Origin of the sequence: Leclercia sp. LSNIH1 (assembly GCF_002902985.1) — a bacterium.
Classification (GTDB): domain Bacteria; phylum Pseudomonadota; class Gammaproteobacteria; order Enterobacterales; family Enterobacteriaceae; genus Enterobacter.
This window is the reverse complement of record NZ_CP026167.1, coordinates 229,809-256,241: the sequence shown is the minus strand read 5'-3', so window position 1 is coordinate 256,241 and position 26,433 is coordinate 229,809. Positions and strand designations below refer to the sequence as shown.

At 54.2% G+C, this 26,433-nt stretch carries 34 protein-coding genes and 1 pseudogene; 31 read left to right on the top strand and 4 right to left on the bottom strand.

Annotation, left to right across the window (positions count from 1 at the left end):
- Positions 1-49 precede the first annotated feature (49 nt).
- The 22 genes and pseudogenes from C2U54_RS01370 (at position 50) to C2U54_RS01270 (ending at position 17,660) form a co-directional block, all read left to right on the top strand.
- Entirely contained in the window at positions 50-859 is an 810-nt protein-coding gene (locus tag C2U54_RS01370) for a GPO family capsid scaffolding protein (RefSeq protein WP_103180989.1), read from the top strand.
- A 53-nt stretch (positions 860-912) separates the two neighbouring features.
- Entirely contained in the window at positions 913-1,935 is a 1,023-nt protein-coding gene (locus C2U54_RS01365; protein ID WP_103177070.1) for a phage major capsid protein, P2 family, read from the top strand.
- A gap of 3 nt (positions 1,936-1,938) precedes the next feature.
- On the top strand, positions 1,939-2,643 hold the full coding sequence (gene gpM, locus C2U54_RS01360) for a phage terminase small subunit (protein ID WP_103177069.1): 705 nt from the start codon (positions 1,939-1,941) through the stop codon (positions 2,641-2,643).
- Positions 2,644-2,736: 93 nt separating this feature from the next.
- Positions 2,737-3,189 carry a head completion/stabilization protein gene (locus C2U54_RS01355; RefSeq protein ID WP_103177068.1) on the top strand — a complete coding sequence of 151 codons (453 nt, stop codon included), beginning with the start codon at positions 2,737-2,739 and terminating at the stop codon, positions 3,187-3,189.
- On the top strand, positions 3,186-3,689 hold the full coding sequence (locus C2U54_RS01350) for a phage tail protein (protein ID WP_103177067.1): 504 nt from the start codon (positions 3,186-3,188) through the stop codon (positions 3,687-3,689). Before C2U54_RS01355 ends, C2U54_RS01350 begins: the two co-directional genes overlap by 4 nt.
- Positions 3,689-4,375 (top strand): phage virion morphogenesis protein, encoded by a 687-nt coding sequence (locus C2U54_RS01345; RefSeq protein ID WP_103177066.1) that lies wholly within the window; start codon positions 3,689-3,691, stop codon positions 4,373-4,375. Before C2U54_RS01350 ends, C2U54_RS01345 begins: the two co-directional genes overlap by 1 nt.
- 17 nt (positions 4,376-4,392) lie before the next feature.
- Positions 4,393-5,520, top strand: a complete 1,128-nt coding sequence (locus tag C2U54_RS01340) for a DUF2586 domain-containing protein (RefSeq protein WP_103177065.1) — start codon at positions 4,393-4,395, stop codon at positions 5,518-5,520.
- Positions 5,517-5,972: a phage protein gene (locus C2U54_RS01335; RefSeq protein WP_047743718.1), complete on the top strand. Its 456-nt coding sequence runs from the start codon at positions 5,517-5,519 to the stop codon at positions 5,970-5,972. Before C2U54_RS01340 ends, C2U54_RS01335 begins: the two co-directional genes overlap by 4 nt.
- An 8-nt stretch (positions 5,973-5,980) precedes the next feature.
- On the top strand, positions 5,981-6,274 hold the full coding sequence (locus tag C2U54_RS01330; RefSeq protein ID WP_103177064.1) for a phage holin family protein: 294 nt from the start codon (positions 5,981-5,983) through the stop codon (positions 6,272-6,274).
- The gene (locus C2U54_RS01325; RefSeq protein ID WP_103177063.1) at positions 6,271-6,612 is read left to right on the top strand and encodes a M15 family metallopeptidase; all 342 of its coding nucleotides are present in this window, start codon (positions 6,271-6,273) and stop codon (positions 6,610-6,612) included. Before C2U54_RS01330 ends, C2U54_RS01325 begins: the two co-directional genes overlap by 4 nt.
- Positions 6,612-6,977 carry a hypothetical protein gene (locus C2U54_RS01320; protein ID WP_103177062.1) on the top strand — a complete coding sequence of 122 codons (366 nt, stop codon included), beginning with the start codon at positions 6,612-6,614 and terminating at the stop codon, positions 6,975-6,977. Before C2U54_RS01325 ends, C2U54_RS01320 begins: the two co-directional genes overlap by 1 nt.
- A gap of 116 nt (positions 6,978-7,093) precedes the next feature.
- The gene (locus C2U54_RS01310; protein ID WP_103177060.1) at positions 7,094-7,354 is read left to right on the top strand and encodes a putative phage tail assembly chaperone; all 261 of its coding nucleotides are present in this window, start codon (positions 7,094-7,096) and stop codon (positions 7,352-7,354) included.
- A gap of 17 nt (positions 7,355-7,371) precedes the next feature.
- Positions 7,372-7,542 carry a DUF6890 family protein gene (locus C2U54_RS28040; RefSeq protein WP_442786162.1) on the top strand — a complete coding sequence of 57 codons (171 nt, stop codon included), beginning with the start codon at positions 7,372-7,374 and terminating at the stop codon, positions 7,540-7,542.
- Positions 7,542-9,509 carry a phage tail tape measure protein gene (locus C2U54_RS01305; protein WP_103177059.1) on the top strand — a complete coding sequence of 656 codons (1,968 nt, stop codon included), beginning with the start codon at positions 7,542-7,544 and terminating at the stop codon, positions 9,507-9,509. The genes C2U54_RS28040 and C2U54_RS01305 overlap by 1 nt, the downstream gene beginning before the upstream one ends.
- Positions 9,506-9,835 carry a DUF2590 family protein gene (locus C2U54_RS01300; RefSeq protein ID WP_047743729.1) on the top strand — a complete coding sequence of 110 codons (330 nt, stop codon included), beginning with the start codon at positions 9,506-9,508 and terminating at the stop codon, positions 9,833-9,835. The genes C2U54_RS01305 and C2U54_RS01300 overlap by 4 nt, the downstream gene beginning before the upstream one ends.
- The gene (locus tag C2U54_RS01295; protein WP_103177058.1) at positions 9,832-11,016 is read left to right on the top strand and encodes a baseplate J/gp47 family protein; all 1,185 of its coding nucleotides are present in this window, start codon (positions 9,832-9,834) and stop codon (positions 11,014-11,016) included. The genes C2U54_RS01300 and C2U54_RS01295 overlap by 4 nt, the downstream gene beginning before the upstream one ends.
- Entirely contained in the window at positions 11,009-11,647 is a 639-nt protein-coding gene (locus C2U54_RS01290; RefSeq protein ID WP_103177057.1) for a phage tail protein, read from the top strand. Before C2U54_RS01295 ends, C2U54_RS01290 begins: the two co-directional genes overlap by 8 nt.
- An 8-nt stretch (positions 11,648-11,655) precedes the next feature.
- Positions 11,656-12,492 (top strand): annotated as a pseudogene (locus tag C2U54_RS27415) (phage tail-collar fiber domain-containing protein); the annotation flags it as partial.
- A complete protein-coding gene (locus tag C2U54_RS27945; RefSeq protein ID WP_327059517.1) occupies positions 12,490-14,691 on the top strand; it encodes a tail fiber domain-containing protein in 2,202 nt (733 codons plus the stop codon). The pseudogene C2U54_RS27415 and the gene C2U54_RS27945, both read left to right, overlap by 3 nt.
- Before the next feature lie 31 nt (positions 14,692-14,722).
- Positions 14,723-15,439: a hypothetical protein gene (locus tag C2U54_RS01280; RefSeq protein ID WP_103180988.1), complete on the top strand. Its 717-nt coding sequence runs from the start codon at positions 14,723-14,725 to the stop codon at positions 15,437-15,439.
- On the top strand, positions 15,414-15,959 hold the full coding sequence (locus C2U54_RS01275; protein WP_103177055.1) for a baseplate complex protein: 546 nt from the start codon (positions 15,414-15,416) through the stop codon (positions 15,957-15,959). Before C2U54_RS01280 ends, C2U54_RS01275 begins: the two co-directional genes overlap by 26 nt.
- A gap of 3 nt (positions 15,960-15,962) precedes the next feature.
- Positions 15,963-17,660, top strand: coding sequence for a hypothetical protein (locus C2U54_RS01270; protein ID WP_103177054.1), 1,698 nt, complete (start codon positions 15,963-15,965; stop codon positions 17,658-17,660).
- Between the two features lie 37 nt (positions 17,661-17,697).
- Here the strand turns inward: C2U54_RS01270 and C2U54_RS01265 are convergent, their stop codons facing one another.
- The 4 genes from C2U54_RS01265 to C2U54_RS01255 all read right to left on the bottom strand — a co-directional run bounded on the left by C2U54_RS01265 (position 17,698) and on the right by C2U54_RS01255 (position 20,859).
- Positions 17,698-18,009 carry a hypothetical protein gene (locus C2U54_RS01265; RefSeq protein ID WP_139156303.1) on the bottom strand — a complete coding sequence of 104 codons (312 nt, stop codon included), beginning with the start codon at positions 18,007-18,009 and terminating at the stop codon, positions 17,698-17,700.
- A gap of 282 nt (positions 18,010-18,291) precedes the next feature.
- On the bottom strand, positions 18,292-18,972 hold the full coding sequence (locus C2U54_RS27120; RefSeq protein WP_139156302.1) for a hypothetical protein: 681 nt from the start codon (positions 18,970-18,972) through the stop codon (positions 18,292-18,294).
- A gap of 259 nt (positions 18,973-19,231) precedes the next feature.
- Positions 19,232-20,281: a phage integrase gene (locus tag C2U54_RS01260; RefSeq protein WP_103177052.1), complete on the bottom strand. Its 1,050-nt coding sequence runs from the start codon at positions 20,279-20,281 to the stop codon at positions 19,232-19,234.
- A complete protein-coding gene (locus C2U54_RS01255) occupies positions 20,281-20,859 on the bottom strand; it encodes a phage repressor protein CI (protein ID WP_103177051.1) in 579 nt (192 codons plus the stop codon). The genes C2U54_RS01260 and C2U54_RS01255 overlap by 1 nt, the downstream gene beginning before the upstream one ends.
- A gap of 129 nt (positions 20,860-20,988) precedes the next feature.
- Between C2U54_RS01255 and C2U54_RS01250 the strand changes: the two genes are divergently transcribed.
- From C2U54_RS01250 to C2U54_RS01210, 9 genes are all read left to right on the top strand, one after another.
- The gene (locus C2U54_RS01250) at positions 20,989-21,252 is read left to right on the top strand and encodes a hypothetical protein (RefSeq protein ID WP_103177050.1); all 264 of its coding nucleotides are present in this window, start codon (positions 20,989-20,991) and stop codon (positions 21,250-21,252) included.
- A 30-nt stretch (positions 21,253-21,282) separates the two neighbouring features.
- Positions 21,283-21,792, top strand: a complete 510-nt coding sequence (locus C2U54_RS01245) for a phage regulatory CII family protein (RefSeq protein ID WP_103177049.1) — start codon at positions 21,283-21,285, stop codon at positions 21,790-21,792.
- A 7-nt stretch (positions 21,793-21,799) separates the two neighbouring features.
- Positions 21,800-21,997: a phage filamentation protein Fil family protein gene (locus C2U54_RS01240; protein ID WP_103177048.1), complete on the top strand. Its 198-nt coding sequence runs from the start codon at positions 21,800-21,802 to the stop codon at positions 21,995-21,997.
- Positions 21,994-22,365, top strand: a complete 372-nt coding sequence (locus C2U54_RS01235) for a hypothetical protein (protein ID WP_233210479.1) — start codon at positions 21,994-21,996, stop codon at positions 22,363-22,365. Before C2U54_RS01240 ends, C2U54_RS01235 begins: the two co-directional genes overlap by 4 nt.
- A gap of 69 nt (positions 22,366-22,434) precedes the next feature.
- The gene (locus C2U54_RS01230) at positions 22,435-22,662 is read left to right on the top strand and encodes a DUF2732 domain-containing protein (protein ID WP_103177047.1); all 228 of its coding nucleotides are present in this window, start codon (positions 22,435-22,437) and stop codon (positions 22,660-22,662) included.
- Positions 22,662-22,883: a TraR/DksA family transcriptional regulator gene (locus C2U54_RS01225; RefSeq protein WP_103177046.1), complete on the top strand. Its 222-nt coding sequence runs from the start codon at positions 22,662-22,664 to the stop codon at positions 22,881-22,883. The genes C2U54_RS01230 and C2U54_RS01225 overlap by 1 nt, the downstream gene beginning before the upstream one ends.
- Positions 22,884-23,075: a hypothetical protein gene (locus C2U54_RS01220; RefSeq protein ID WP_103177045.1), complete on the top strand. Its 192-nt coding sequence runs from the start codon at positions 22,884-22,886 to the stop codon at positions 23,073-23,075.
- Complete coding sequence (locus tag C2U54_RS01215) at positions 23,072-23,926, top strand: DNA adenine methylase (RefSeq protein ID WP_103177044.1); 855 nt, start codon at positions 23,072-23,074, stop codon at positions 23,924-23,926. Before C2U54_RS01220 ends, C2U54_RS01215 begins: the two co-directional genes overlap by 4 nt.
- Positions 23,923-26,136, top strand: coding sequence for a replication endonuclease (locus tag C2U54_RS01210; protein ID WP_233210478.1), 2,214 nt, complete (start codon positions 23,923-23,925; stop codon positions 26,134-26,136). The genes C2U54_RS01215 and C2U54_RS01210 overlap by 4 nt, the downstream gene beginning before the upstream one ends.
- Positions 26,137-26,433: the final 297 nt, after the last annotated feature.

Below are 26,433 nucleotides of genomic sequence, written 5' to 3'. Positions count from 1 at the left end.
GTTATTTATTCGCAATAATCATCTGGCAATTACGGCGAGGCGAGGGAATATGTCCCATTTAAAAACTGACTGGCTGTGTATTGCCACCGAAGGGGATACGGTCGATGAGCGGCAGATTTATCGCGAGTGGATCATTGATATGGGGGAAACCTATAACGCTGAACACTACGGCGCAATGATTTGGCCTGAGCATTCACGGGACTGGGGAAATTGTGGCGAAGTTGCAGCGGCCATGTGGCAGGACGGAGAGGACGGACTTGCCCGGTTATACGCAAAGCTCACCCCTAATCTGAACCTGATCCATGCGAACCGCGAAGGCCAGATGGTCTATTTCTCCATTGAACCGGAAGAGAACTGGCGCGGCAGCGGCCGGACGTATCTCAAGGGGCTGGCGGTGACTGACCGCCCGGCAAGTGTTGGCACTACACGTCTGCGTTTTTCAGAAAAACGCAAGTTAACGAAACAGGGATATTACGCATGCGCAATGTCCTCTGATGGAAAAATTACGCAGGAAACGAAAATGAAAACTCCGTGGCAAAAGCTGTTCAATATTGAACCTAAGAAAAAGTTTGAAGAAGTGCCGGGCGACGATCCGACCAGTGACGATAAATTACAGGCTCTGGCAGAGGCGCTTAATGGTATTGAAGAACGTCTGTCAAAAGTCGAAGAGCAAATTGCAGCGGCGCAGGGCGATATTGAAACCATTGCGGAAGTGGTCGATACCGAAGAATTTGCCAGCCTGCGCGATAGCCTGCCAACCATTCTGGCAAATTTCAGTAAGCTGGATAAAAAAGTAACCACAATGCCGCAGCGTCAGTTCGGCGATAAAAATAAAGGTAAAGGATTCAAGTTCCTTTAATCGCTTTTAAATAAACCTTTTCATTATTAATCGCGTCAACGCGGGGAATATCTATGTATTTAAATGAACGTGCGCGCCAGTTGATGAATGCGTTTTGCGCGGGCATGGCGAAGGATTACGGCGTTGCTGATACCGAACGTTATTTTGCCATGACCGACCCGAAAGAAACTGCATTGCGCCTGGCTCTGCTGGAATCTGTTGAGCTTCTCAACATGATTACCTGCCTGGACGTGGATCAGCTTTCCGGCCAGGTGATTAACGTGGGTGCATCCGGTCTGTATACCGGGCGCAGTGAGTCCGGGCGCTTTACCCGCCGTGTGGGTGTGGACGGTAACGACTATAAGCTGGTTGAAACCGACTCCTGTGCGGCGCTGCGCTGGGATCTGCTTTCTGTCTGGGCTAACTCTGGCAAGACCGAAGATGAGTTTTTCCAGCTGGTACAGACCTTCTCTAACCAGGCCTTTGCGCTGGATATGCTGCGTATTGGCTTTAACGGTAAAAGCGTCGAAAAAACGACAAATTACGAAGAAAACCCTAACGGTGAAGACGTAAACAAAGGCTGGCACGCCATCATGAAAGAGTGGGATAGCGGCAAGCAAATCATCACCGATCCGGTCACGCTGGATGAGCAGGGTGATTACCGTTCCCTGGATGCGATGGCGTCCGACCTCATCAATACCAAAATCCCGCAGCAGTTCCGTACTGACCCGCGTCTGGTGGTGCTGGCTGGCGCTGACCTGGTGGCGGCTGAGCAGTTCCGCCTGTACCAGGGCGCTGACAAGCCAACGGAAAAAATCGCCGCGCAGATGCTGGGCAACACCATCGCCGGGCGTCCTGCAATGGTGCCACCGTTCATGCCGGGTAAACGTATGGTCGTGACCATGCTACCTAACCTGCATATCTACACCCAGCGCAATACGCGCCAGCGTAAAGCTGAGTTCGTGGATGACCGTAAGCAGTACGAAAACAAATACCTGCGAAACGAAGGTTATGCCGTCGAAGTGCCGGAGCTGTACGCGGCCATTGACGAAACCGCCGTAACCATCGGTGAGCTGGCCGAGCCTTCGGAGGGCTGATAAATGGCACTGTCACCTGCGCAACGCCACAACCAGAAGATTGCCGTACAAAAGCAGCTGGAGCGCCGTCAGGCCGTCGAAAGCCTCGACAGTCTGCATGTGCAAATCCAGGCGCTGAATCAGGATGTTGCCTGGCTTCGTACCCTGCCGACGATTTCCGACCGGGTTGCGTATAAGCGTGACGTGCTGCTGCCGAAGTGGATGCCGACAGTAACGGCGTATCTGGACAGTGGCAGCGTGTTTGCACACCCGGTCTTTGCCTGGTGCGTGATCTGGCTGTTTGATGCCGGGGATCTGGATAAGGCACTGGAGCTGGCAGATATCGCCATTGCGCAGCAGCAACCGACGCCAGACAACATCCGCAGCACCTTCCCGGCATTCGTGGCCGATACGGTCATGGCCTGGGCGGAAAGCACGGCGGCAGCGGGGGAAAGTATCGAGCCGTATTTCTCCCGCACCTTTGAGAACGTCACCACGCGCTGGCGGCTGCACGAAGAAATCACCGCGAAGTGGTTCAAGTTCGCCGGGCTGCTGCTGCTGCGTGATGACAGTGGCCAGCCCCGCGCCACGGCAGTGGAGGACGCGGAAACGCTGGAAAAAGCCGCTGTGCTGCTGGCGACGGCGGAGAAACTTTATAAGCGGGTGGGCGTGGGGACGATGCGCAACCAGATTGCCGCGCGCCTGCGCAGCCTGGCAAAAGAACAATAACGACTACCGCAAGCCGGGCGGGCGCGGATGAGGGCAACGCACGATGTGCTTTGTGCCGTGGACTCCGGTCAGCCCGCCTTTTTCGGGGGAGCCATGTTTAGCGGGAATCCGATCTACTACAACAATGAGCCGTTGACCAATAACGGTTTCTGGCCGGATCTGAACCTGAAAGATTTTCAGGCGGCGCGCGCCATTCCGCCCGATATGGACGCGGGAACCGTTGGCCAGGCATTACTGGCGGCGGTAACGGAAGTGAATGCGGGGCTGGCCTCTGTGGAGGAAAAGCACCGGGCGGCAGGTCATGCGACGGCGGCCAGTGTGCCCGGCGTCAGCCTGGGCGGGATTAACGGGCTTTGTGCGCAGTACACCAAAGCGGTGTTTGCCCGCGCTAAGGCCGATTTGCTGGGAGAGTTCGCCACCATCGGGCGACGTGACAGCCATCCGGGGCAGGAGAGCGAGGAAACCCGCGCCGGGTTACTGGCGGAATCCTCCGTCACCATCCGGCTGATGAAAGGGCTGAAACGGGTAACGGTGAGCAAGGTATGAGTGAAACACAGCTGGAATCACTGACCGCCTTTTTCCGGGCAAATGTGCCTGAGCGTGCCATGCAGGGCTTTACCAGCCTGATTGATGAAATGCGCATTATTCCGGCCGCAAAAGATTTGGGGCTGGGGCAGTACCGACAGGCGGTGATTCGCTACAGCGCGCAGCTGGCTTGGGAGCGTTTCCCGTACCGGCTTTGCCCGCCGCAGCTGCTGGTTTCGCTGATGGAGGCCTGGCTGGATGACTACGGCAGCACCGTGATGGATGAGCTGGGTATCACGGATGCCGAACCGGACTGGGATGTATCCCCGGAGGATGAGGAAACCGCCGTGGTGGTGCTGACCATGCCGCTGATTGAAGAACTGGTGATCCGCCAGGACGAAAACGGCGCTGTCCCGTGGCGAGGTGAACGCTGGTCACTCGTTGACCCGGAGGTGCTGACGGCATTCAGTGCGACGGTATTCAGTACCGATCCCGCTGGCGCACCTGTGGGTGACGCCTGATGTTTGCGGGCGGTGAGCTGAATAAAAAGCAGCTGGCCGAACTGCGGCAGGCGCTGGCCAGCCTGGAACTGCCGCCGAAAAAGCGCCAGCGGTTGCTGTGGCGTCTGGCGAAATACGGACTGATTGCCGCGGCTAAGCGCAACGTCCGTAACCAGCAGTCACCGGATGGCCAGCCGTGGCCAGGGCGCAGGACAAAGCGCAGGGGGAAGATGCTGCGCAATATGCCGAAGCTGCTGCACATCCGGGAAATGCCGGAAATCGCCGCCGTCCGGGTGTACCTGCAGGGCGGTGGATACCGCAACGGTGAATCACCGGTTCCGGCCGGGGTAGTGGGGTACGCGCAGCAGAACGGCATGACGATGCGCATTAACCGCAGCAGCGGGGCACGGGGGAGTAACAGCGGCAAGATGGCCACGGTGTCGCAGGCCAAAAAACTGCGGTTACTGGGCTACCAGGTGAAGCGGGGCAAGCGGATGGTAAAGCCCACGTACAAGCAGCTGATGGAAACCATGAGTTACGACCAGGCCGGATTGCTGATCCGCAAGCTGCTCGGCAAAACGGTGAAAAACAGCTGGACGATTGATCTACCCGCCCGTGCCTTCCTCGGCATGAGCGATGAAGAATTTAACAAGGCGCTGGCGCGCCAGCTGCAGGCCATCGGCTTTGGCTGGGACGTGAACGCGTAGGACATAAGGGGTAATTCATGACCTGGCCGTTAGTGGATGTGAACCAGGTAAATCAGTTGCTGGGCGAGGTGACGGAAGTCGAACGCGCGGCGCTGTTTATCGGGAAAGGTACGACCAACACCGGGAAAACTATCGCGGTGAACGCGCAGACGGATTTTGATGCCGTGCTGGGTGAGGAAGATTCGCCGCTGAAAAGCGATCTGATCGCAGCCCAGGCCAACGCCGGGCAGAACTGGTGGGCGTTTGTTCACGCCCTGCCGGAAGACGCGGCGGAAAAAGACTGGGTGGATGCCGTAATCGCGGCGCAGGTTTCCTGTTCGGTTGAAGGTGTCGTGCTCTGCGATGACGTCAGTGAGAAGGCAACGATCAACGATGCCGCCACGCTGCGCTCAAACCTGATTGCGAAGTTTGGCCGCTGGGTGTGGTTCGCGCTGGCCGTCGAAGGCTTCCAGTCTGATGAAGACCAGGCGGAATATCTGGCGCGACTCTCGGCGCTACAGGCGGGCATTGCAGAAAAGGCGGTGCAGCTGGTTCCCCGTATCTGGGGCAACGAGCCGGGCGTGCTGGCCGGGCGGCTGTGTAACCGTGCTGTCACTATTGCTGACAGCCCGGCGCGCGTAAAAACCGGGGCGCTGCTGAGTCTGGGCAGTGACGATCTGCCGAAGGATGGCACGGGTAAGACGATTGAGATTGCGACGCTGCAGGCGCTGGAATCGCAGCGTTTCAGCGTGGCGATGTGGTATCCCGATTACGACGGCATTTACTGGTCTGACGGGCGCACGCTGGACGTTGAGGGCGGTGATTACCAGTCGATTGAAACGGTACGTATTGCTGATAAGGCGGCGCGCCGGGTTCGTCTGCTGGCCATCGGCAAAATCGGGGATCGTTCGCTGAACAGCACGCCGGGCAGTATCGCCGCGCACCAGACGCTGTTTGCGCGCCCGCTGCGGGAAATGTCGAAAGCCGCTGAGATTAACGGGGTGTTGTTCCCTGGCGAAACGAAGCCACCGCAGGACGGGGATGTGCAGATCGTCTGGAAAACGAAAAAGCACGTCGAGATTTACATCGTGGTTCGCACGTATGAAGTGCCGCTGCAAATCACGATCAGCCTGCTGCTTGACCAGAACACGGAGACCAGCGCATGAGCAAACGTATTTCAGGTATGTCCTTTGACGTCTATGTGGACGGCGATCTGGTACACGTTGAGGCGTGTACCCTGGACATTACCGACAACACGACAGCGGCCACCACGCACGGCGTGCCGGACGGTTACGTTGATGGTGACGTGACGGCAGAGGGTGAGCTTGAGCTGGCAACAAAAGCCGTTGCGGTGCTCAAGGCGCGTGCGCAGCAGAACGGATCATGGCGCGGTATCCCGCCGCTCGATCTCCTGTTCTACGCAAAAGCGGGCGATGAAGAAATCAAGGTTGAGGCGTTCGGCTGCAAGCTGAATCTCTCCAGCCTCCTGAATATCGACCCCAAAGGGGGCGCGGTATCCACACGCAAATTTAAGTTTGTCGTGACTGACCCGCGTTTTATCAACATTGACGGCATCCCGTACCTGGAAGCGGAAGCCACGGAAAACCTGATCGGTTAAGGCACCCCATGCAGGAACATGAAAAAAGCCTCCTTTCACTGCTGTTAATCGGAGCCCTGATTGCCATCGGCAAGGTGCTGTCTGGTGATGACCCCATCACGCTGCGCCATTTTGCGGGGCGCGTGATCCTTGGCAGCTTTGTGTCGGTGATGGCCGGAGCGGTACTGATTCAAATCCCGAACGCCAATCCCCTGGCCATTCAGGGGGTGGGGGCGGCGCTGGGTATTGCGGGTTATCAGGCAGTTGAATTGTGGTTGCGCCGTCGCGCAGCCGGGAAAAAGGAAGGGAGCGAAGCACAATGACACTGAGCGAAAAACAGCAGCTGTTCACCATCATGGTGGCCAATCTGGTGCTGTGGGCTGAAACCCACGGCTACCGTCTGACGTATGGCGAGGCATACCGCACGCCGGAACAGGCGGCGCTGAATGCGAAGAAGGGCAGCGGGATCGCGAACAGCCTGCACACCCAGCGTCTGGCCGTAGATTTTAACCTGTTCATTAACGGCCAGTACCAGGACAAGAGCGAAGCGTATCTGCCGCTGGGTGAATACTGGGAGTCGCTGGGCGGCAGCTGGGGCGGGCGCTTCAAGTCCAACCCGGACGGCAACCATTTCAGCCTGGAACACAACGGGGTGCGCTGATGACAACTGGTCAGTGGTTGATTTTGGTTGCAGTGGCGTTCGCCTGGGGCTGGCTTACCGCTGACTGGCGACGTGACAGCCTGGAGTTATCGATCACTACGGCAGCAACGGCTGCGGCAAACAAAACCCGCGCCACCACGCAGACCATTGCCAGTGAGTCAGCGCGCAGTCTTGAAAACAAACTGGAGGCGCTGGCCAATGCGCAGCCGCGTGAAATTCGCACCGAAATGGTTAAGCCGGTTTTTACTAACGTGTGCGTGTCTGACGAGTTTGTCAGCATGTTCAACGAAGCCGCAGCCAGAGCCGGGCGTGCCCTATCAGGAAAACCTCAAAACAAAGTGCCCGGAGGAACTGCCGCGCCTTGAGGGAGTCACCGGGGCATTGGTCGCCGGGGCATTACTTAACTATCAAAATTTATATTCCGTCTGCGCGGCGCGACATAACACGCTCGTGGATGAAATTAACCAGAGAGAAAAAATAAATGAGCGAGAAAATTAAATTAGCTATTGCAGGTGTTGAGCTGGTATTTGAGCCAAACGTGACCGCCTATAACAAGTTCATTAATGATATGTCGATGGATAACAAAGTCGCCCCGGCTGTCAGTTATTTAAAACGTATCGTGGCAACGGAAAGTAAAACGGCGCTGGAAGACTTTATTACCCGTCCGGGCGTGCCGCTGCAGCTGGTTGCGAAAGTAAATGAAATTTACGCGCCTGAACTGGAAATCGAAGTAAAAAACTAACAGCGCGAGTCCATGCGATTGAATCAAATGGACTCAGCCAGTACGTAATATTACGCCGCCATTACCTCCCCAACGGGGAAGATAATATTGATGATATCGCCGCTGCCGTCTGGCTCGATAACCGCTACTGGGAAAATATGAAAGTAGCGGTGGCTAATGGAATTGGAACCGCGTTTAAAGGCTCATAATGAGACAACTGGATTTTACATTAAGCCTGATCGACAAATTAACGCGCCCGTTAAAACAGGCGCAGACGTCGGTGACGGATTTTGCAGATAAATCAAAGGATGCGTTTAAACGTATTGGCGTGGGCGCGCTGGCCACGTGGGGCGTCGCGCAGACCGTGCGCGGCGCACTGTCCCCGGCTATTGAAATGTTTGATGCGCTTAATGAGGCCTCGGCGCGGGGTATCGACAGTACGGCGCTAGAATCTGTCCGGCGTGATGCGCTGCTGTTCAGCGCCACTTATGGGGCAAGCGCCGTCGAGTTCGTCAACTCTACGGCGCAGATTAACGGAGCAATTGACGGTCTGACGGCGAAAGAGCTGCCGAAGATGACCAAGGTCGCCAATACCCTGGCCTTTGCGATGAAAGCCACCTCTCAGGATACCTCTGAGTTTATGGGGCAGATGTTCGCCAACTTTAAAAGCGACGCTGACCGCCTGGGCAAGGTGCAGTTTGCCGAGCAGCTGGCAGGAAAAATGACGGTGATGCGCCAGCGGTTCGGCGTGGAAATGGGCGCGATTAAAGACCTGATGGAAGGCGCGCGCGGTGTCGGGAATAACTTCAATATCGGGATCGATGAGCAGCTGGCCGTGCTGGGGCAACTGAGCCGCAGCCTGGGATCTGAGGCCAGCGGTGCCTATGAGTCGTTTATGAACAGCGCGGTGGAAGGTGCTAAAAAGCTGGGGCTGTCCTTTAAGGACGCGCAGGGAAATATGCTCTCGATGCCGGACATGCTCATCAAGTTGCAGGGCAAATACGGAAAGAGCCTGGAGGGCAACCTTAAGGCGCAAAAAGAGCTGGATGACGCCTTCGGTGACAGTTCGGCGGTGGTGAAGCAGCTCTACGGCAATATTGATTCGCTGCAGCGCAACATCACTGAGCTGGGCGGTTCTGACGGTCTGAAACGTACCCAGGAAATGGCCGCGAAAATGGTCAAGCCGTGGGACAGGTTTGTGGCCATCCTGAATGCCGCGCAGACCGTGATTGGCCTGACGCTGCTGCCCGTGCTGTATCCGCTGCTGAATAAGCTGGCCGATATGGGTGCCACCTTCGTGAAGTGGATGCAGATGTTCCCGAATATCGCCCGCGTCGTGGGGTATGTGACGCTTGCGGTGTTAAGCATGGCCGCAGCCGGGGCCCTGGCGAATGTTGTTATGGGGGTGTCGTTCTTCGTGATGACCGGGCTGCGCGGGATCTGGGCGGCGCTGACGTCAGTGACGAAGCTTTACACCGCCGCAGTCTGGTTGTCCACAAAGGCCGTCGCCGTGTGGAATGCCGGGCTGGCCGTTCTGCGCGGTGCCCTGCTTGCCGTACGCATGGCGGCGGTAATGGCCGGGATCGGCATCAACCTGATGAGCTGGCCGGTACTGCTGATCATCGGCGCGATTGCCCTGCTGGTTGCCGGGTGCTGGTTGCTGGTTAAGAACTGGGAAGCCATCAAAGCGGCAGTGATGAATACCGCGGCGTTTAAGGTGCTTGCCGAAGCCGTGATCTGGGTGGCTGGAGTGTTCCAGAGTGCATGGCAGTCAATCGCCGATGGCTGGAACAGTTTTGTGGCTCTGCTTACCGGTTTTTCTCCGCTGGATTCACTGACGGGTATGGCAAGCGGCATTGTCGGCTTATTCGACAATGTCTGGAATACCATCAAAGCCACGTTTTTAAACTCATGGAACTGGATTGTAGAAAAGCTGAATAAAATTCCGGGCGTGGATATTTCGCTTGCCGGAGGCAATAGCGAGCAGCCATTAACGCAAAATACATTATCCACGGGCGGGAATCTAACGGGTGTTGATAAAGGTGGTATCAGCAAAACCATTAACAGCAACGCTAAATCAGTGACTGACCAGAGCAAACATTACGGACAGGTAAATATTTATCCGAAGGAAGCAATGACGCCGGGACAACTTGCGGAATGGAGCGAACTGCAATGAGTGAACTTTTATATATTGATTTACTGATTGAGGGTCGGAATTTCGTTCTTAACTCCGGTAATGAGCCTGTGCTTTGCAATAACAAACAAAGTATCGGGCAGGACATTGTGCATTCAATTCTCGAAAGCGGTCTTGCTACTGAATTAATTGCTGAGCGCAGTCCGACCATGCGCGGAGATATTTTAACCCGGCTGGAATTACTTATTGAAAGCGATGAGCGAATAGAGCCGGGAACGGTGGTGATCACAGAGGAAAGCGCAAAGCGCCTGTGGATCACTGCGGGTACATGGGATTTTGGTTCGGTATCGGTTAGGGCGGAATTATGACAACGAAGCCGGATGTTGATTTTAACGAAGTGGTGAAGAAAAGCGGAATGCCGACCACGGCGGAGGAGCTGCGCACGCAGTTCAACGCCATCGCGGCAGAAGAGGGGCTGATTACCAATACCTCCCGCATGTCGCCCTTCTGGCGGCTGATCACTGCCATCGTGACCACGCCCGTTCTGTGGCTCAAGGACGTCCTGGTATCCACGGTGCTGGCGAACATGTTCGTGGCCACGGCATCCGGTCAGCTGCTGCGACTGCTGGCGTGGGCGGTGAACGTGACGCCGAAACCCGCTGTTGCCGCCCAGGGCGTCATTCGTTTTTACAAAATGGATGCCCGCGCCGTGGTCACGGTGAAGGCGGGAACGCGTATCCAGACTGAGCGCATTAACGGGGTGGTGTACGAGCTGGCCACTACGGCGGACTTTACCATTACCGCCGATATGGCCAGCGCCCTGATCCCGGTAACTGCTTCCGCCACGGGCGGCGCCTGGAACCTTGCGCCGGGCTATTACCGTATTTTGCCTGTGGCCGTGGCGGGCATCAGCCGGGTGGTCAATGAGGATGACTGGCTGACCACACCGGGCGCGGATGAAGAGAGCGATGACGAGCTGCGCGAACGCTGCCGGAACCAGTTCAACCTGGTGGGTAATTACCACACCGATGCTGTTTACCGCTCAATGATTGCCAGCGTGGCTGGGCTGAGTATTGACCGCATTTATTTTGAGCATGACGCGCCGCGGGGGCCGGGTACGGCAAACGCTTATCTGCTGCTGGATACGGGGGTCATTTCGCAACCCTTTATTGACGCGGTGAATGAGCATATCACCGGGCAGGGCCACCACGGGCATGGCGATGATATGCAGTGTTTTCCCCTGCCGGAAACCCTGCATCAGCTGACTGTGACCGTGTACGTGGAGAACCTGGCAAATCTTGCTGTGGATGAATACACCGCCCTGCAATCGGGCGTTGAAAACCTGATCCGCAGCGCGTTCCGGGAAAACAGTGATTTTGACGTGAAACGTACCTGGCCGTATGACCGGTTTTCATTTTCAAACCTCGGGCGGGAGTTGCACAAAACCTACGCCGTGATCGACTCTCTGGCGTTTTCGCTGACCGATATCGTCAGCGATCTGAATGTCCCGCGTTTGTCCAGTCTGACCGTGGAGCTGAAGGATGCCTGATTTTCTGAAAAAGCTGGCGTCACTGGCGCTGCCGTTCTGGATGAACGAAGGGGAGCCGAAAAAGCTGCTTGCCGCCGCCCGGCGATTCTGGGCGCGGGTATATGGCTGGATCACCTGGCCAGTTAACCAGTTTGATCCGCTGACCTGCAATGAGTCACTGCTGAACCTGCTGGCGTGGGACAGGGATATCACCCGGTTTAAACATGAGCCGCTGGCGTTGTTCCGTAAACGTGTGGCGTATGCCTTTGTTAATGCCCGTGATGCCGGGTCGGTTGCGGGGTTTATCGCGATTTTCGAGCGACTCGGCATCGGGTATGTGGAGCTGGTCGAGCGTCAGCCTGGTATTGACTGGGACATTATCACGGTTCGCGTCTCTGACAGTCAGCTGGCGGCGAATACTGAGCTGATGATCCAGATTATCCGCCAGTACGGGCGAACCTGTCGCCGTTACCAGTACGAGGTCATGACGACACTGAAACTGTTTATCAATGCCGGTTGGGATGAAGGGGAGCTGATCTGCTACAGCGCCCGTGAGTCTGTGTCCGGTACTGACAGGGAATACGGGGAGTACATGGTATTCCCCGCTGTATCACATAACGAAAATAACGCCGTCTTTGGCGCAAAATTATAGGTGCTTTTATGAGTCAGACCGTTATCACCCAGGCCTTTGAGGAGCTTAAGGCGCAGGAAGCGGCCAATGGAGGCGTGCTTACGCTGGATGAGTTCATTTTTGCCAGTGTGCCAGACCTGAATATTACCGATCCCATCGACCGCACCGAAGGACTGCCACCTGCGGCGCAAATCGTGCATCGCCAGGCCGTGAGCAAAACGGGCATGGTGAACAGCAACGCCGTGGTTTACTCGGTGGTGCTGGGTGCAGACGTGGGTGATTTCGAATTTAACTGGGTGGGACTGCTCAATAAAGCTAGCGGTGTGGTGGCGATGATCGTGCATGCGCCGTCGCAGAAGAAAATCCGTACCCAGTCCGGCCAGCAGGGTAACGTGTTAACCCGTTCCTTCCTGATGGAATACAACGGGGCGTCGACGGAAACGCAAATCACCACACCTGCAGATACGTGGCAGATTGACTTTACTGCGCGTCTGAATGGCGTTGATGAGCGTATCCGCAAGGAGAACAAAGATACCTACGGCGCAGCTTCCTTCCTGAAAGACGGGTTCCTGGTATCGGGTGAGAACGGAAACTACCTGGTTAAAAAGGGTGCCGCCTACATCGAAGGGCTACGCGCTGAACTGCTGTTTGATCAGGCCGTGGTGGTTGCATCAAGGCCAGCCAAAATCTGGGTGGATGTTTGCTGGCGCGGAACGCTGACCAGCGTTTGGGCGCCAGCTACGAAAATTACCGTGGCGGATACCCTGGTAAATTATGTCTCAGGGGATGAACAACATTACGTGTTTGCTATTGCCGAGATTCTGGCTGATGGCACGGTTGTGGATCTTCGTCAGGCTGGCACGATGGCTCAACTGGTAGGGATGCCAATCAAACCAAACGTTGTGCCGTTCTTTGATACAGATTCAAGGCTGAAGACTACAGGAATTAGCGACTTTGCCCGAGAGGTGATTGCGGAATCAGATGCGGCCGGTGTTCTGTCAAAGCTTGGGCTGGATGGGGCCGATACTCTCCGTGATGATATAGCTGATCCTGCTGGCGCAGAGAATAACCCTGAACTACAGATGTCACGCTGGCGGGATGAGGGTGATGTGCGCAGCTGGGGAGCTAAGGTTGACGGGGTGGCTGATGACACTGCGGCGTTCAATTCCGTTCTTGGTATCCCGGCCCGGGTGCCGGAAGGTACCGCCAGATGCAGCCCGGGATTATTTTCTGTAGCCAGGCTGATTGGTTCCCTGAAATCGAAGCTGAAGCAGGTCTCTGCGACCGGGAATTTCCTGTCATTCCGCAAGCCAGACGGTGGACGTATTGCAAACCTGGATATTGAATCCAGTAAAGGCGGCGCTGCCACCACTCAGGGGCATCAGTTAGACATTCAGGATGGCAACGACGTCACCCTGGAGAACCTGAATTTTAAAGGGGCTGAAGGTACCGGCTTTTCCATAATTCTGTATAACAACACTATTCCGTACCAGACCGGCTTTATCGTTAAAAGTATTCGCGGAAAATATACAAAGTCTGTTAGCGGTGCTGATGCTGGCTGTGTATTGCTTGCGCTTAACCGCAAGTCAATTGTCGATGGCGTTATTGCAACAGGCTATCCTCAATTCGGTGCGGTTGAGCTCAAGGATGATGCGAGGCACAACATCACGACAAATGTCATCGGTGATGATTGTGAAAACGGAGTCTATCTCGGGACGCAGACGTCCCTCACGCCAAACGGCAACATCATCAATAATGTTCTGGCCAGCAAGCCGGGGTTTAGTGCTGTTGAGGCCGGTGGTGGGCATAATAACCTGATATCCAACGTCATGGCGGACTATACCGATTCTGCTGCAACGCAGGCGCACGGGGCGACCACGACTGGCGACGCTAACGTTTTTGACAATGTTTATATGCAAGGGTGTACAGGTGTTAACTCAATAGGCGGAGTGCAGACTGCGTACCATATGCGTTTCCGTGACTCGGCCAAAAACAATTATGCCTCTATTTTCCCTCACTATACCGCATCCGGTATCGTGAATTTTGAGGTGGGCACCACCCGTAATTTTGTGGAAATTAAACACCCCGGCGCGCGAACCAGCATTTTCGCTCAGGCCTCTGCCATTGGGGATAAATCAACCATTACCGGTGATGCAAACAGTAACGTGGTTCACGCTCCGGCCCTGGGTCAGTATTTTGGCACCATGTCAGGCACGTTCGAATGGCGCATTAAGGACATCCCCGTCCCTGCCGGAGTGTTTGTTACAGCCGACCGTTTCAGATTTATGTGCGACGGTGCGGTTTCTATGGCCGTTGGTGGAGGAACCACAGCCCAGTTAAAACTGTTCAATTCGGACGGCACGACACGGACTATTTCACTGGCCCAAAACCAGACGCTTCGACTGGACACGGGCTCCGGAAACTACCTCCAGGTCGGTTCAACCACTCTGACGCCAAATCAGACCAATGCCTACACGCTAGGTAGTGCGTCAAACGCCTGGGCTGGCGGCACAACGCAGACTGCATTCACTGTGCTGTCTGACGGGAGGGCTAAAGGTGAGCCACTAATGCTAGCGCGTGGCTATTCAAGCGATGACATCACTTCAGATGAACGCGTGATGGAGGATAACTCCGCCGATAAGATGCTGGACGCCTGGTCTGAAGTGGATTTGGTTCAATACCAGCTACTGGACCGGATTGAGGCAAAAGGCGAAGACGGGGCACGTTGGCACTTTGGTATCATCGCCCAGCGTGCGGTTGAGGCGTTCGCTCGCCACGGCCTGGATGCGCACCGGTTTGCTTTCCTGTGCTACGACGAGTGGGATGCTGAATATGAGCCAGAAGTCTTAACGCGTGAAATTTTCAACGAAGTGACTGAAGAGTGGGAACTGGAACAGTACGAAACCGGGAAGATGATCTGCATCCGTGAAGCAGGTGATCGCTATGGCATCCGTTACGAAGAAGCCTTAATACTTGAGGCTGCTTTGCAAAGGCGCACTGTTGAACGCTTGCTGACCAACTATAAAGATATCAATTCCCGTCTTGTTGCTCTTGAGGCTCGTTAACAAGAAAATTTAACGAACAGGAGCAGACATGATGTGGGAGAGGAAAATAATACAGCTGAAGATGGGCGTACCAGCGGATAACGTCACGACAGTCACCGCACATCCGTGGGTATATGGACTGGGGCAGCAGACGCTCAATGGAGTCTATCTCAGTCCGGATAATGCAGTGCGGTGGCTGGCGAAAAAGTTGGTTAGCCTTGCTGATAGCATGGATGTAGTGGTCTTAATGGTGGCCGGGCAGACATATGATGAATTCATGACAAATCTTGAACCACTGACGGCGGTATTCCCGGCTCCGGCGTTTAAACAGGTTTCCAGGCTGGCACGTTCTGCAGCAGAGCTTGAAACGGTGAAAATGCAGATACCAGCTAAAGCTGAGAATAGCCTTCCGGATCCTTTGCCGCTTTCTGTGACAACAACGAGAGCCATGAGTACCGCGGCGGCTGTTGCCAGTGCTGCCGCTGTCGGTTCACTAAGCCTTACAGGATTGAAAGCCAGCCTGGTAGATTTTATGGAGCAGCGTGCCGGGCTGCTGTCAGAAATTGCGGAGGCGGCGGGAGAGCTGGCGGGTAAGAGCGCCAGCGCCTGGGTGTTTACATCAACTGGAAGCGGTACTGAGATGGTGCGGGAGTTGCTCACAGATATTCCGGCAATGTCGTCGATTTATACCGCTGCCATCATGCTGACCGGTTCCGACCTAAGCAGCATCAGGAGGATGATCCATGACAGCGATCACGCTGGCGCTTAACGGCGAAGCCATCCGGCTTAAAAATATGCGGATCACCGTTTCCCAGCAGTTCCCGGATAAAGACCAGTCGGGCGGTACATCATCCACGGCCAAGTCCGAAGAAGGTGCAAAAGGCAAGGAGCTGCGTGTATCTGGTGAAATCCCGTTTAAGGATATCGATATTCTCACGCGCCTGTTCCAGCTGGCCAACGCCACGGGATCAGGTGGCGCGCGCACTGTGTACCGGGTTGCAAATAATGTTGCCCGTGCAGTCAATCTGCGTGAAGCCTCGTTTTCCGGGACGATTGACGCGCCGCAGCAGGAAGGGCGTATGTCCTGGCTTGTCACGTTTACCCTGACCGAGTTCCTGAGCGTGGCAGAGAAAAAAGAAGCCGTTGCAACTTCCCGCGCAACCAGTAAAGCGCAGGGGGCTGGCGCTGGCGCAGGCGGTTCAGGAGTCGCAAGCGCGGGTGAATCAGATGAAAAAATGACGTGGTTTGAACGCAAGGTTCTGAAACCCGTAAACGATGCCCTGGAGTGATAAGTGAAACCAGTTAAACGCCTCTATTTGTCCACTGATGAAACCCATGTGGCCGATGTGAATCTGGTGCTGGAGCTGAACAGCTGCGGCCGGGGCTTTATTACGGCCCAGACCGATCAGGACTATACCGGGAAGATGGTGCGCCTTGATGTGGGCTATTCCGGTCAGCTGCTGCGCTGGTTTACCGGGTACGTTGAGCGTGCGCAGTCAGCTGAAAAAGGGTTTATGCGTCTGTTTGTGCGGGAGCTGGCAGGCGTCTTTGACAGGGCGTGGCCATGTTCATTTCAGCACCCGACGCTGCGCGACGTTGCTGCCTGGCTGACGGAAAACAGCGGCATCACTGTGTCCGTCCCGGATGCCAGTTACAGCAGGACGCCGATCCCGCATTTCACCCATTCAGGTACGGGCTTCCAGCTGCTGAGCAATCTGGGTAAAGCCTTCGGTATTAACGATTACGTCTGGTATCAGTTGCCTGACGGGTCGATGTACGCAGGCGGTGCAGAGGCGGCGCTGTTCGCCGGGCGTCCGGTTGAAATCCCGCATGAGTTCAGCCAGGGCGCGGCGGGCGGCAATACGATGACGCTGCCACTGATCCAGTCCCTGCGTCCGGGCGTGGAGGTGAACGGCGAACGTCTGACACGGGTTGCGCTGACCAATGACACAATGGCGATCACCTGGACGCCGCGCAACAAGGCAACGGGGAAACCACTGCAAAAAACAGCGATGCAGCGACAGATTGAAAGCCATTACCCGGAGCTGGCCAGCGGCCTGCATGTGCCGAAGATGGCGCGGGTGGTCGCAGCCAGTGAGCCCGTTTCCAGCGGGAATTTTGCTGATCCCTATCGCCCGCGTTATGCGGTGGATGTGCAGCTGCTTGACGCAGACGGCAACCCGGACAGTACAACCCCGGTTTACTCTGCCGTGCCGCTGCCGGTTCCGATGGCCGGTAATGATTCGGGTATGTTTCAGTTTCCGCCGGAAGGCACCCTGGTAGAAGTCGGATTTACGGGCGGGCGCCCGGATAAGCCGTTTGTGCGCCAGACCATGCCGGAAGGGACGAGCCTGCCGGATGTGAAACCGGGCGAACAGCTGCAGCAGCAACGTGATGGTGTATCGCAGCGCGTTACCCAGGGCGGCGACTGGGAGCGGCAGACCGATCAGGCTATTCGTGAAACATCAATGACACGTAGCGTTACCGCTGATACGGAAACCCGTGAACTGGTGACGCGGGAAACAACCATCAAAGCCACCGATAAAACAACGGTGATCGGCACGGCCACACTGATGGCCGGAGTGATCCAGCAAATCACCACGGGCGATTATGCGATGGCTGCAGGAGGTAACTATCTGGCCAGCATCAAAGGCGATGCTGAAACGGATGTTGAAGGCCGGCAGTCCAGCAAGGTGGCCGGGAATATTGATATTGAGTCGGGCGGTGCGCTGACAGAGAAGATTGCCGCCCTGCGTAAGAGCGTGGCCGCAGGTCAGCAGATTATTGGCGATACGGTGCATATCGGAAACGGGAGCACCAACACCCTCACCATGCTGCTGGATACCATCGATCTGCTGGCAGAACTGGCGCAGCAGTGCGCCGGACATACGCACCCGGGAACAGGCGCACCAAACCAGGCCAGTGCCTTTACGGAAACGGCCAGCAAGGCAGGCGTAACACGAGGAAAGTACGAACAGATAATTGCCTGAATGAATGCACCTTTTGCCCGCCAATGCGCGGGCTTTTTTACGCCTTCTCACCAGACGCACCATAACGCGCCATGAGCGCATCAGCAGACAACCCACCCGCATGTAATACCACGAAACGATCAGAGGCACGCCGCAGGGCTGGCGCAGCGGTGCAGCCACAAAATAAACGTGGCGCAGACAAAAACGGCACTACACCGCACCCGCCTGCGGTTTTTGGATCGTAGAAATTTTTCAGTTTTAATTTTCTACAAACCAGCCCGCCAGAGCACGCCACAGCTGGCGGCTTCGCGGAAAACCAGCACTGAAAAAATTGCAAACATTTCCAGTTTTTTTCAGTTATAAGGATCAAAAAAGGATCTAGAGAAAAAACTAACTAGTAGATATCAAAGAGAATTTTTAATTTTACATGACTTGAGACGATCAAATTTCGCGGGCGCGTAGAGCAAGCCGTAATCGGAAATGTCAGTGCTGGCGCGGCTTGCGGGGGTTTACCGCCGATTTCCAAAACTGAAAAGCGCGTAAGAGTGTGTGACGAAGAATAATTTCGATGTGTTGATGGGCAGTCAGAATCTAGGTTATCTCATCAAGAGGCAGCTTCTAGTTAAATTCGTATCAGTTTTTTTAAGACACGTTATGAGAAGCTGTATCTACAAATCCAGACCGATAGGTATACCAAAGTTGACCAGGCAAAGATGTGCGGAAAATAATGCGCACCTATTAGAGGAAGCTTGAATGAGTTATTAATTAAATGCTTGAGTTCGAAACTAATGCACTTCCAATAACCAAGAGAGTTTGGTCTGAGGGTGCCATTCTGGATATTTGATGCTTTTGGACCAAAATGAACATAAAGGGCGTTATCATTTATATCATTCCCTAAATAACAAAACATGAAGTCTCTTCTAGCGAAGGAACGATTGTAAACAACATAGTCTGCCTTAGCATCTCCAGGAATGTAGACACTTGACCGTCCCCATTTTCGGACCATGACTGGTAACTTGAGATTGAAGTTTTGAGGGCGGAATACGCTCCTGATTAAGTCGTTTTGATTAGCGTTGCAAGCAGTATTTATACTAGATAAAAGAAGCTTATCAATATCTGGCTTATTACTGTGGCGCGCCAGAACGAAGAATCGTTGCCAGCTATAAAGCCAAAACCCACAGAGTAGAAAAGGAGCTACATAAAGAGAGGTTAATTTCAAACCCATATTGCCGATAGGTATTTCATTTGCAAAAGATGCCCATCCGCCAAGCAGTAGTATCAAACCTACTGAGGAAAGCACTAATCTGGCGCTGGCTGTTTTGAGATCTTCCATCAGAACACCTATACACATGCGAATGAAAAGCTCATCGTACTGCGAAACAGCAAAGTCGATGCGACACTTTTGCGACACTAAGATAGAAAAGATTTGAAGGTTAAGATACGAATATGGTTCAAGATGCTGTTATTCAAGGATAAATTTGGTGGCCCCTGCTGGACTTGAACCAGCGACCAAGCGATTATGAGTTCCTATAACAACAACCGAAAAACAATAACTTGCGTTAAAAAACAGGCGGTTACGTTATCAAAAACTATCAAGGATTATCAATGTTACTCATTTCTACCGCCACTTTATCGCCACTTACCGCCAGTGGATTCAGCTTAACTGCGTCCTCTAAGTGATTGGGCGCAAAATGAGCATAACGCATAGTCATTTTTATGTCGGTATGGCCGAGCACTCGTTGTAAGACCAAAATATTACCACCATTCATCATAAAGTGACTAGCAAAGGTATGGCGTAGAACGTGGGTAAGCTGCCCGGCAGGTAACTCAATTTCAGTTCTTTCCAGTGCGGATCGGAACGCCCCGTAGCATTCACTAAAAAGCTTACCCTTAGCATCTTTTTTATCTTCGACCAAAGCGTTGTAAAGCTCCTGGCTTATCGGTACGGTTCGGTTTTTTTTTCCTTTAGTTTTAGTAAAGGTGATCTTGTATTTCGAAAGCTGGGATTTCTTAAGCCCCTCAGCCTCAGACCAGCGGGCACCAGTAACAAGACAAATTTTTACTACCGTACTTAAGTCATTATTGTCATGGCGTTTACACTCTGAAAGCAGTAGTGCAATCTGGTCATGAGTTAGCCAGGCCATCTCCATTTCTTCCGTACGGAAAGGGCGCATATTCTTTAGCGGGTTCTCGCTTTTCCATTCCCCGAGGCGGTTTAGCTCATTGAATACCGCTCGAAAATAGGCAAGCTCAAGATTGAGCGTGCGTGGAGATACTTCCTTCACTCTATTTGATCGGGCGTAGTCGCCCTTTAAGCGCTTCTCTCGATAACGGGAAAACATTTGCGCATCGAAATCGCGGGCGAGAGGTTCGCCCATGCACTCAAAGGCATGGTGCATGGCTAACTGACGCTTGAGGCCATCTTTTAAAGTTATACCGTGTGCTCTATACCATGAATCAATCAGGTCTTTCAGTGTGCGCCGGTCTTCCTGTTCCTCATTCCACGGGTTTTGGACTGTGTATTGCTCATAGGCCAGCGCCTCTCCTTTGGTAGCGAATTTTCGTCTGATACGTTTACCATTGGCCCCATTAGGGTAAAGCTCGCAGATCCACCCACCGGCGGGATTTTTCCTTACGGCCATTAGTTAACCTCGCTATAAATCCCTACTACGCGGCCTAACGTTTTAATCTCATCAAAACTACATTCAAAAGGGACTTTGCCACCCGCAACGTGTAGCTTTTTGCCGGGTAATCGTGTTAGCTCCCGGATGCTAATAGCGCCTTCAATATCAACCAACCATGTGCCATCAGCAAAAGGGATATTTTTATCAACAAAATACAATTTGCCATCAGCTTTAACCCCTAACCCATCGGCAAGAGGCTTAGTGAAAAACTTAGTGCTGATACTCAATACGCTATCTTTGGTAAGGGTTTCTTCACTTAATGTGAATGTTTCAATCTTTGCAGCTTCGGGTGAGCTTGACTTTTCACTATACCTTTCCCCCTGGCCGGTCAGTAACCAACGGAGATCAGCGCCCGTTTCAAGAGCACAAACCGCAGCAAAGTCATAGGAAATTGTGCCCCGTGTATAGCGGTTGGAGAGGGAGCTAGCAGAAATATCAAAGTGATTAGCAAGCTGAATTTTCTGACTAAAACCGTAAACCTCACAAATCCTATCCAAGATAGCTAACGGCTCAAATGTGTAGTCGCTGATCTTCATTTGTAATTTCCTTATTGACCAATACACATTTGTTAAGTACATTTCACAACTGTGTACCGTCATTGATGATACTTCGTGATAATCGCAGAGAATCAATGGCAATCTTTGGCAAACTGGGAATGATGCAATATGGCCTCTGAAATTACAATCGTGAAAATCCCTAGCGAGATAGTTTCACCTCAAGAATTTGCTGCTTTAGAGCGAGTTTCTATAGCTACGGTCCGTCGCTGGACAACTGGCGAACAGCCATGTGTTCCTATCGAGCCGCGCGTTATCAAGCCAGGGCGCAAACGTGCCAGCGGGATGGTTCGCATCTACTACGCACGATGGAAAGAAGAACAGATGCGCAAAGTGTTAGGTCATTCCCGTTTCCAACTCGTTATCGGTGCGTGATTCACATTATGTGAACTCAGGGAGAGAAGCATGTTTGATTTTAAGGTTTCCACACATCGCCACTATGACGCAGCCTGCCAGGCATTTGCAGCGCGTCACAATATGGTCGAGCTTGCGGACAAAGCAGGCATCAAGCCGCAGACACTGCGCAACAAGTTAAATCCGGATCAGCCGCATCAACTGACAGCCCCGGAAATTATGCTGCTGACCGATATCACTGAAGACTCAACATTGGTTGATGGCTTTCTGGCGCAACTGCACTGTATGCCGTGTGTGCCGGTAAATGAGCTGGCTAGTGAAAAGCTACCGGTTTATGTCATGAAGGCAACGGCAGATGTGGGCCAACTCGCAGCAGGGGCAATATCAACGGAACGCATGACGCAGTGCCGAAAAAATTCGATGGTGTCCAGCGTCAACGTCGGGATCCGTTGCCTGTTTCTGGCCGCTATGGCAGTGCAATGCCGCATCCAGGGTAACCCTGCGGTAGCTGGCGCTGTAGATACTGTGAGCGGCATCGGCGCAACCTTCGGGCTGATGTGAGGTGAGCATGAAACATGAACCTTCATTCGCATCGCTGCTTGTTCGTCAAAGTCCATCCATGCATTACGGCCACGGCTGGATCATGGGAAGCGACCGTAAGAGCTGGAACCCCAGTCGCGATCAGTCGGCATTATTAAGTGAACTTCGTACTGCGCGCCCCGCGTCGTTTAAACGCCGGGTTAAAGCTTTTTTGAGGTTGATATGATTAATAACATGTCCGCACCAATGAACGCGGGTGCAATGCCGTTTAATAATGCTGGTTGTGCTGATGTGCAGCCGGAAAAAATGAGCGGCGAGGAGTGTTTCGCCCGGTTTCATCAGAAACTAAAAGCCACGCAAAACGGGGCGCTGCGTAATTTCAACAAGCTGGATGACAACTTTAAATTCGTTGTCATGACGCTGGCGAACCGCAACGAGCCAGGCGCGTTTAAAAGTGATGAGGTCGGCAGGCCGTTTGAATATTTCGACCAGTCCCGCCGGTTGTTGCTGATTAAGGCAATGAATGAAATAGCGCGCTGGGGCGAAATTCTACCCCGTCGTTTCTCGCTGCATGAAAGCGTACTACCCGAGTAATTAACCCAAACGAAATTAATGGCGTAAACCCGCCGGGCATTCTTTTGCCCAAATTCTGGAGAAATGAATATGCGAAATACCGAAACCCGCAAGTTTAAAGCTGACAACGATGCGCTGACCGTATTGCTGACAGCCGCAAAAAATGAGGAGCGTAAAGACCGCGCGCTCGCCGTTTCAATCCGTCTTGAGTCGCTGGCTATCCACATCACCCAGCAGGGGCTGAACGGCAAAGAAGCCGCCGAACTGCTGCGCCGTGAAGCGGCCCGCTTTGAAAACGAATCTCAGGAGCTGCACTAATGGCCGACTCAATGGATCTTGCACAGCAGCGTGAACAGGAAAACCGTGAGCGCCACATCCACAACGCGCGTAGCCGTCCGGCTGCGCCTTCTGCGTTCTTCTGCCAGGCGTGCGGCGGCGATATTCCTGCTGCTCGCCGCGCTGTTATTACGGGCGTGCAGTGCTGCGTCACCTGTCAGGAAATCGCCGAGCTGAAAGGCAAACACTACAAGGGGGTCTGAATGACAACTAGTGAGTTGGAGCGCGCCAAACGAGAAGGGGCATTAGAAGTATTAAACAAGATGCGTATCGTGACTCTGGCTCAGGCATCCATGCTTGCGGTTAACGATACGGATGCGGCAACGAGATTTAACGAGATCGTGAGCGGTCTTATTTCCGTAGTGGAAATTAGCTATAAGGAGAGTGGAGAGTGAGCACCATCCTGAAATGGGCGGGAAATAAAACCGCCGTTATGCCGCTCTTGGAAAAGCACCTGCCTGATGGCTCGCGACTGGTTGAGCCGTTCGCAGGTTCCTGCGCTGTTATGATGGAAACGGGTTATCCCAGCTATCTCGTTGCGGATATCAATCCTGACCTGATCAACATGTATCAGCAGATTAAAGACGATGTGCTCGGCTTTATTCATCTGGTTGAACGCCTGTTTGCAGAGTTCAATACCAAGAGCGGCTATTACAAATGCCGTCAGTATTTTAATACTGGCTCACTTACCCCTTTGGATAAAGCGGCATACTTTCTTTATCTGAATCGCCATTGTTACCGTGGGCTTTGCCGTTATAACCGTGCCGGGGATTTCAATGTGCCTTACGGTAACTACAAAGCGCCGTATTTCCCGGAAAATGAAATCCGCGCCTTCGCTAAAAAGGCCTGGCGCGCAACGTTCATCTGTGCCGGTTACGAAGAGACTCTGGCGCAGCTGCTGCCCGGTGATGTGATTTACTGCGATCCGCCGTATGACGGTACATTTGCCGGTTATCATACCGCAGGCTTTAGCGAGGATGACCAGTATCGTCTGGCCTCTATTCTGGAGCGCCGGTCATCAGAAGGGCATCCGGTTGTTGCCTCCAACAGCGACACGCTTCTGATCGGCTCGCTGTACCGTAATTTCACCCTTCACAAAATCACCACCGCCCGTAGTGTTGGTGTGGCCGCCGGTAAGAGTAAGCGTGCCGCTGAGGTTATCGCTGTTTCTAAGCCATTCGTCTGGATGGGCGTCGATTATGCGGCAGGGTGCGACAGAACGGTCATTCATGAGGTGCGGGCGTGAGTGATGTTGCCCTGCCTTACGTATGGAACGCGCCCCGCGACGCTATCGCAAGCCCGTACCTGACACACGCAGAACAGCACCGCCGCGATCAGCAGATTGCGGCGTTGCTGCGTGCGCGGCATGAGCTGGAGTTACAGCCGGACTGCGTACGTTACGACGTGCGCCGCCGGGCTGATGAGCTGGAGCGCCACCACGGTTTAGCGCGAGCCAATGCCTTTCTGGTGAATTTCACCCGGAAGGCATTGCCACGCCTTGAGCTGGTTTCAAATAAATACAGCATCACAGGGATCGAGTCAGACGTTTCCGGCGCTGCGTTCGGCGGCCATTTTGACGCCGCTGACGTGCGCTTTATGGCGTCCCGCCTGGTAAACATGACGGCTCGGTTTAACCGCCTGCCGGATATGTCAAAAGCCGATATCGATCTGCTGGCCGGTGATATCGCGAATTTCATTATTTCCGAACTGGGCGCCATCGAGGTGGAAGCCGGCAGTGACCTAAAAATCCTTCACGCCTCCTACCACTGCGCCGCCCGCATCACCCGGCATTTCAGGAATGCGCCGCCGCTATGGGAGCGCATCACCACTAAATTTGTAACGGCTGAGGATGTGGCCCCGGCCACCCTGCGCATGGCCTCAGAAAAATGGTGGCAGGGCCGCCTGCGTCGTGTCGCTGCTGAGTGGCGCGAGCATCTGCAAATTGCCCTGGGCAATGTCAGCAAGACTCGCAAGGCTTACGCAAGCAAGGGCTGCGTTACAGAATGGCGTGAGCAGAAACGCCGCACGCGTGAGTTTCTTAAGGGAATGGAACTGGAAGACGAGGAAGGCAACCGCATCAGCCTGATCGACAAATATGACGGCAGCGTAGCTAATCCGGCGATCCGTCGCTGTGAGCTGATGACCCGCATCCGTGGCTTTGAAAATATCTGCAACGAGCTGGGCTATGTCGGTGAGTTTTACACCCTCACCGCCCCGTCAAAATTCCACGCAACAACCCGCGCCGGTTACCGTAATACCAAATGGAACGGCTCCAGCCCGGCGGATACCCAGCGCTACCTTACCGGGTTGTGGGCCAAAATCCGCGCCAAACTTCACCGCGATGAGATCCGCGTGTTCGGGATCCGAGTGGCCGAGCCTCACCACGATGGCACGCCGCACTGGCATATGCTGATGTTCATGTTGCCGGAAGACGTGGCCCGCGTACGCGCCATCATCAGCAAATACGCCTGCAAGGAAGACCGTCAGGAACTGAAAAGCGATAAAGCCCGTAAGGCCCGCTTCCATGCTGAGGCTATTGACCCCGACAAAGGGAGCGCAACTGGCTATGTTGCAAAATACATCAGCAAAAATATCGACGGCTACGCCCTGGACGATGAGCGCGATGACGAGAGCGGCGAAACGCTTAAAGAGACCGCGCCCGCTGTTTCTGCCTGGGCGGCCCGCTGGCACATCCGGCAGTTTCAGTTTGTTGGCGGCGCGCCGGTCACCGTTTACCGCGAGCTGCGTCGAATGGCTGACGCAGAAACGGCGCGCGGCCTGAGTATCGAATTTGCCCTTGTGCATGACGCAGCTGACGCAGGCGACTGGGCCGGTTATGTAAACGCCCAGGGCGGCCCGTTCGTACGCCGTGACGATTTGCAGGTGCGCACCTGGTACGAAAGCAGCGATTCGGTCAATGACTACGGCGAGGAAACCGTCCGTGTTAAGGGCGTTTATGACACCGAGGTTGGCGACGGCTCGCCAATCGTGACCCGCGTTGTGCAGTGGAAAATTGTACCGAAGCGGGCCGTTGACCTGGCCGTTGACGTTAAGGGCGCGCCTGCGCCCTCTCGGAGTTCTGTCAATAACTGTACGGGGGATCCGGTGGCGGATCCCGGTATCGATCTCACCCGGCCACTAAACCGGCGTGAGCGCAGACAGTTAACGGAGCGTTTGCGGAAGAAAAAAACGGCTACCGGGCAAAAATTCGACCACGTTACAGAGCAGAACGCGGCGGCCATAGCCAGGGCAACTGACGAAATGCACCTTTTAACCGGCGAAACACTCAGCCGGGGAGAGGCGCTGTCTTTAATTTCCGGCGCGGCGCTGTTTATTGGTGGCCGCTGGCGTAGAGGTTCGGCGAGTGGTGACGTTTATGCTGCTAATACGCCAGCCTCAGCCAGGGCGGCCAGCATCATGAGCAGGGTGCGCCAGCTCGAAAAGGCCGCAAAATAACGCTGCTAATTTACAGGTGAGTGCGGTTAACCATTGTTGCGCTTAATAATTTCCCTCAGAGATATCCGATTGAAAGATAAAAAAACATTTCACATCCCACAGTTTTTTATATACTGTAATTATATACAGTGTAGTTGTTAGGGGGGATGATGGACGATTTACAAGAGCGGGTACGGTTGGAACGTGTAGAGCTGATTGCCAGACTGGTATCAGAGGGTGTTTGTCATGAGCGAGACAGGGAAATAGCGCTGAACCTGATAGCCGAGATAGCTGGCGACGCCACACTACGCAACCGGC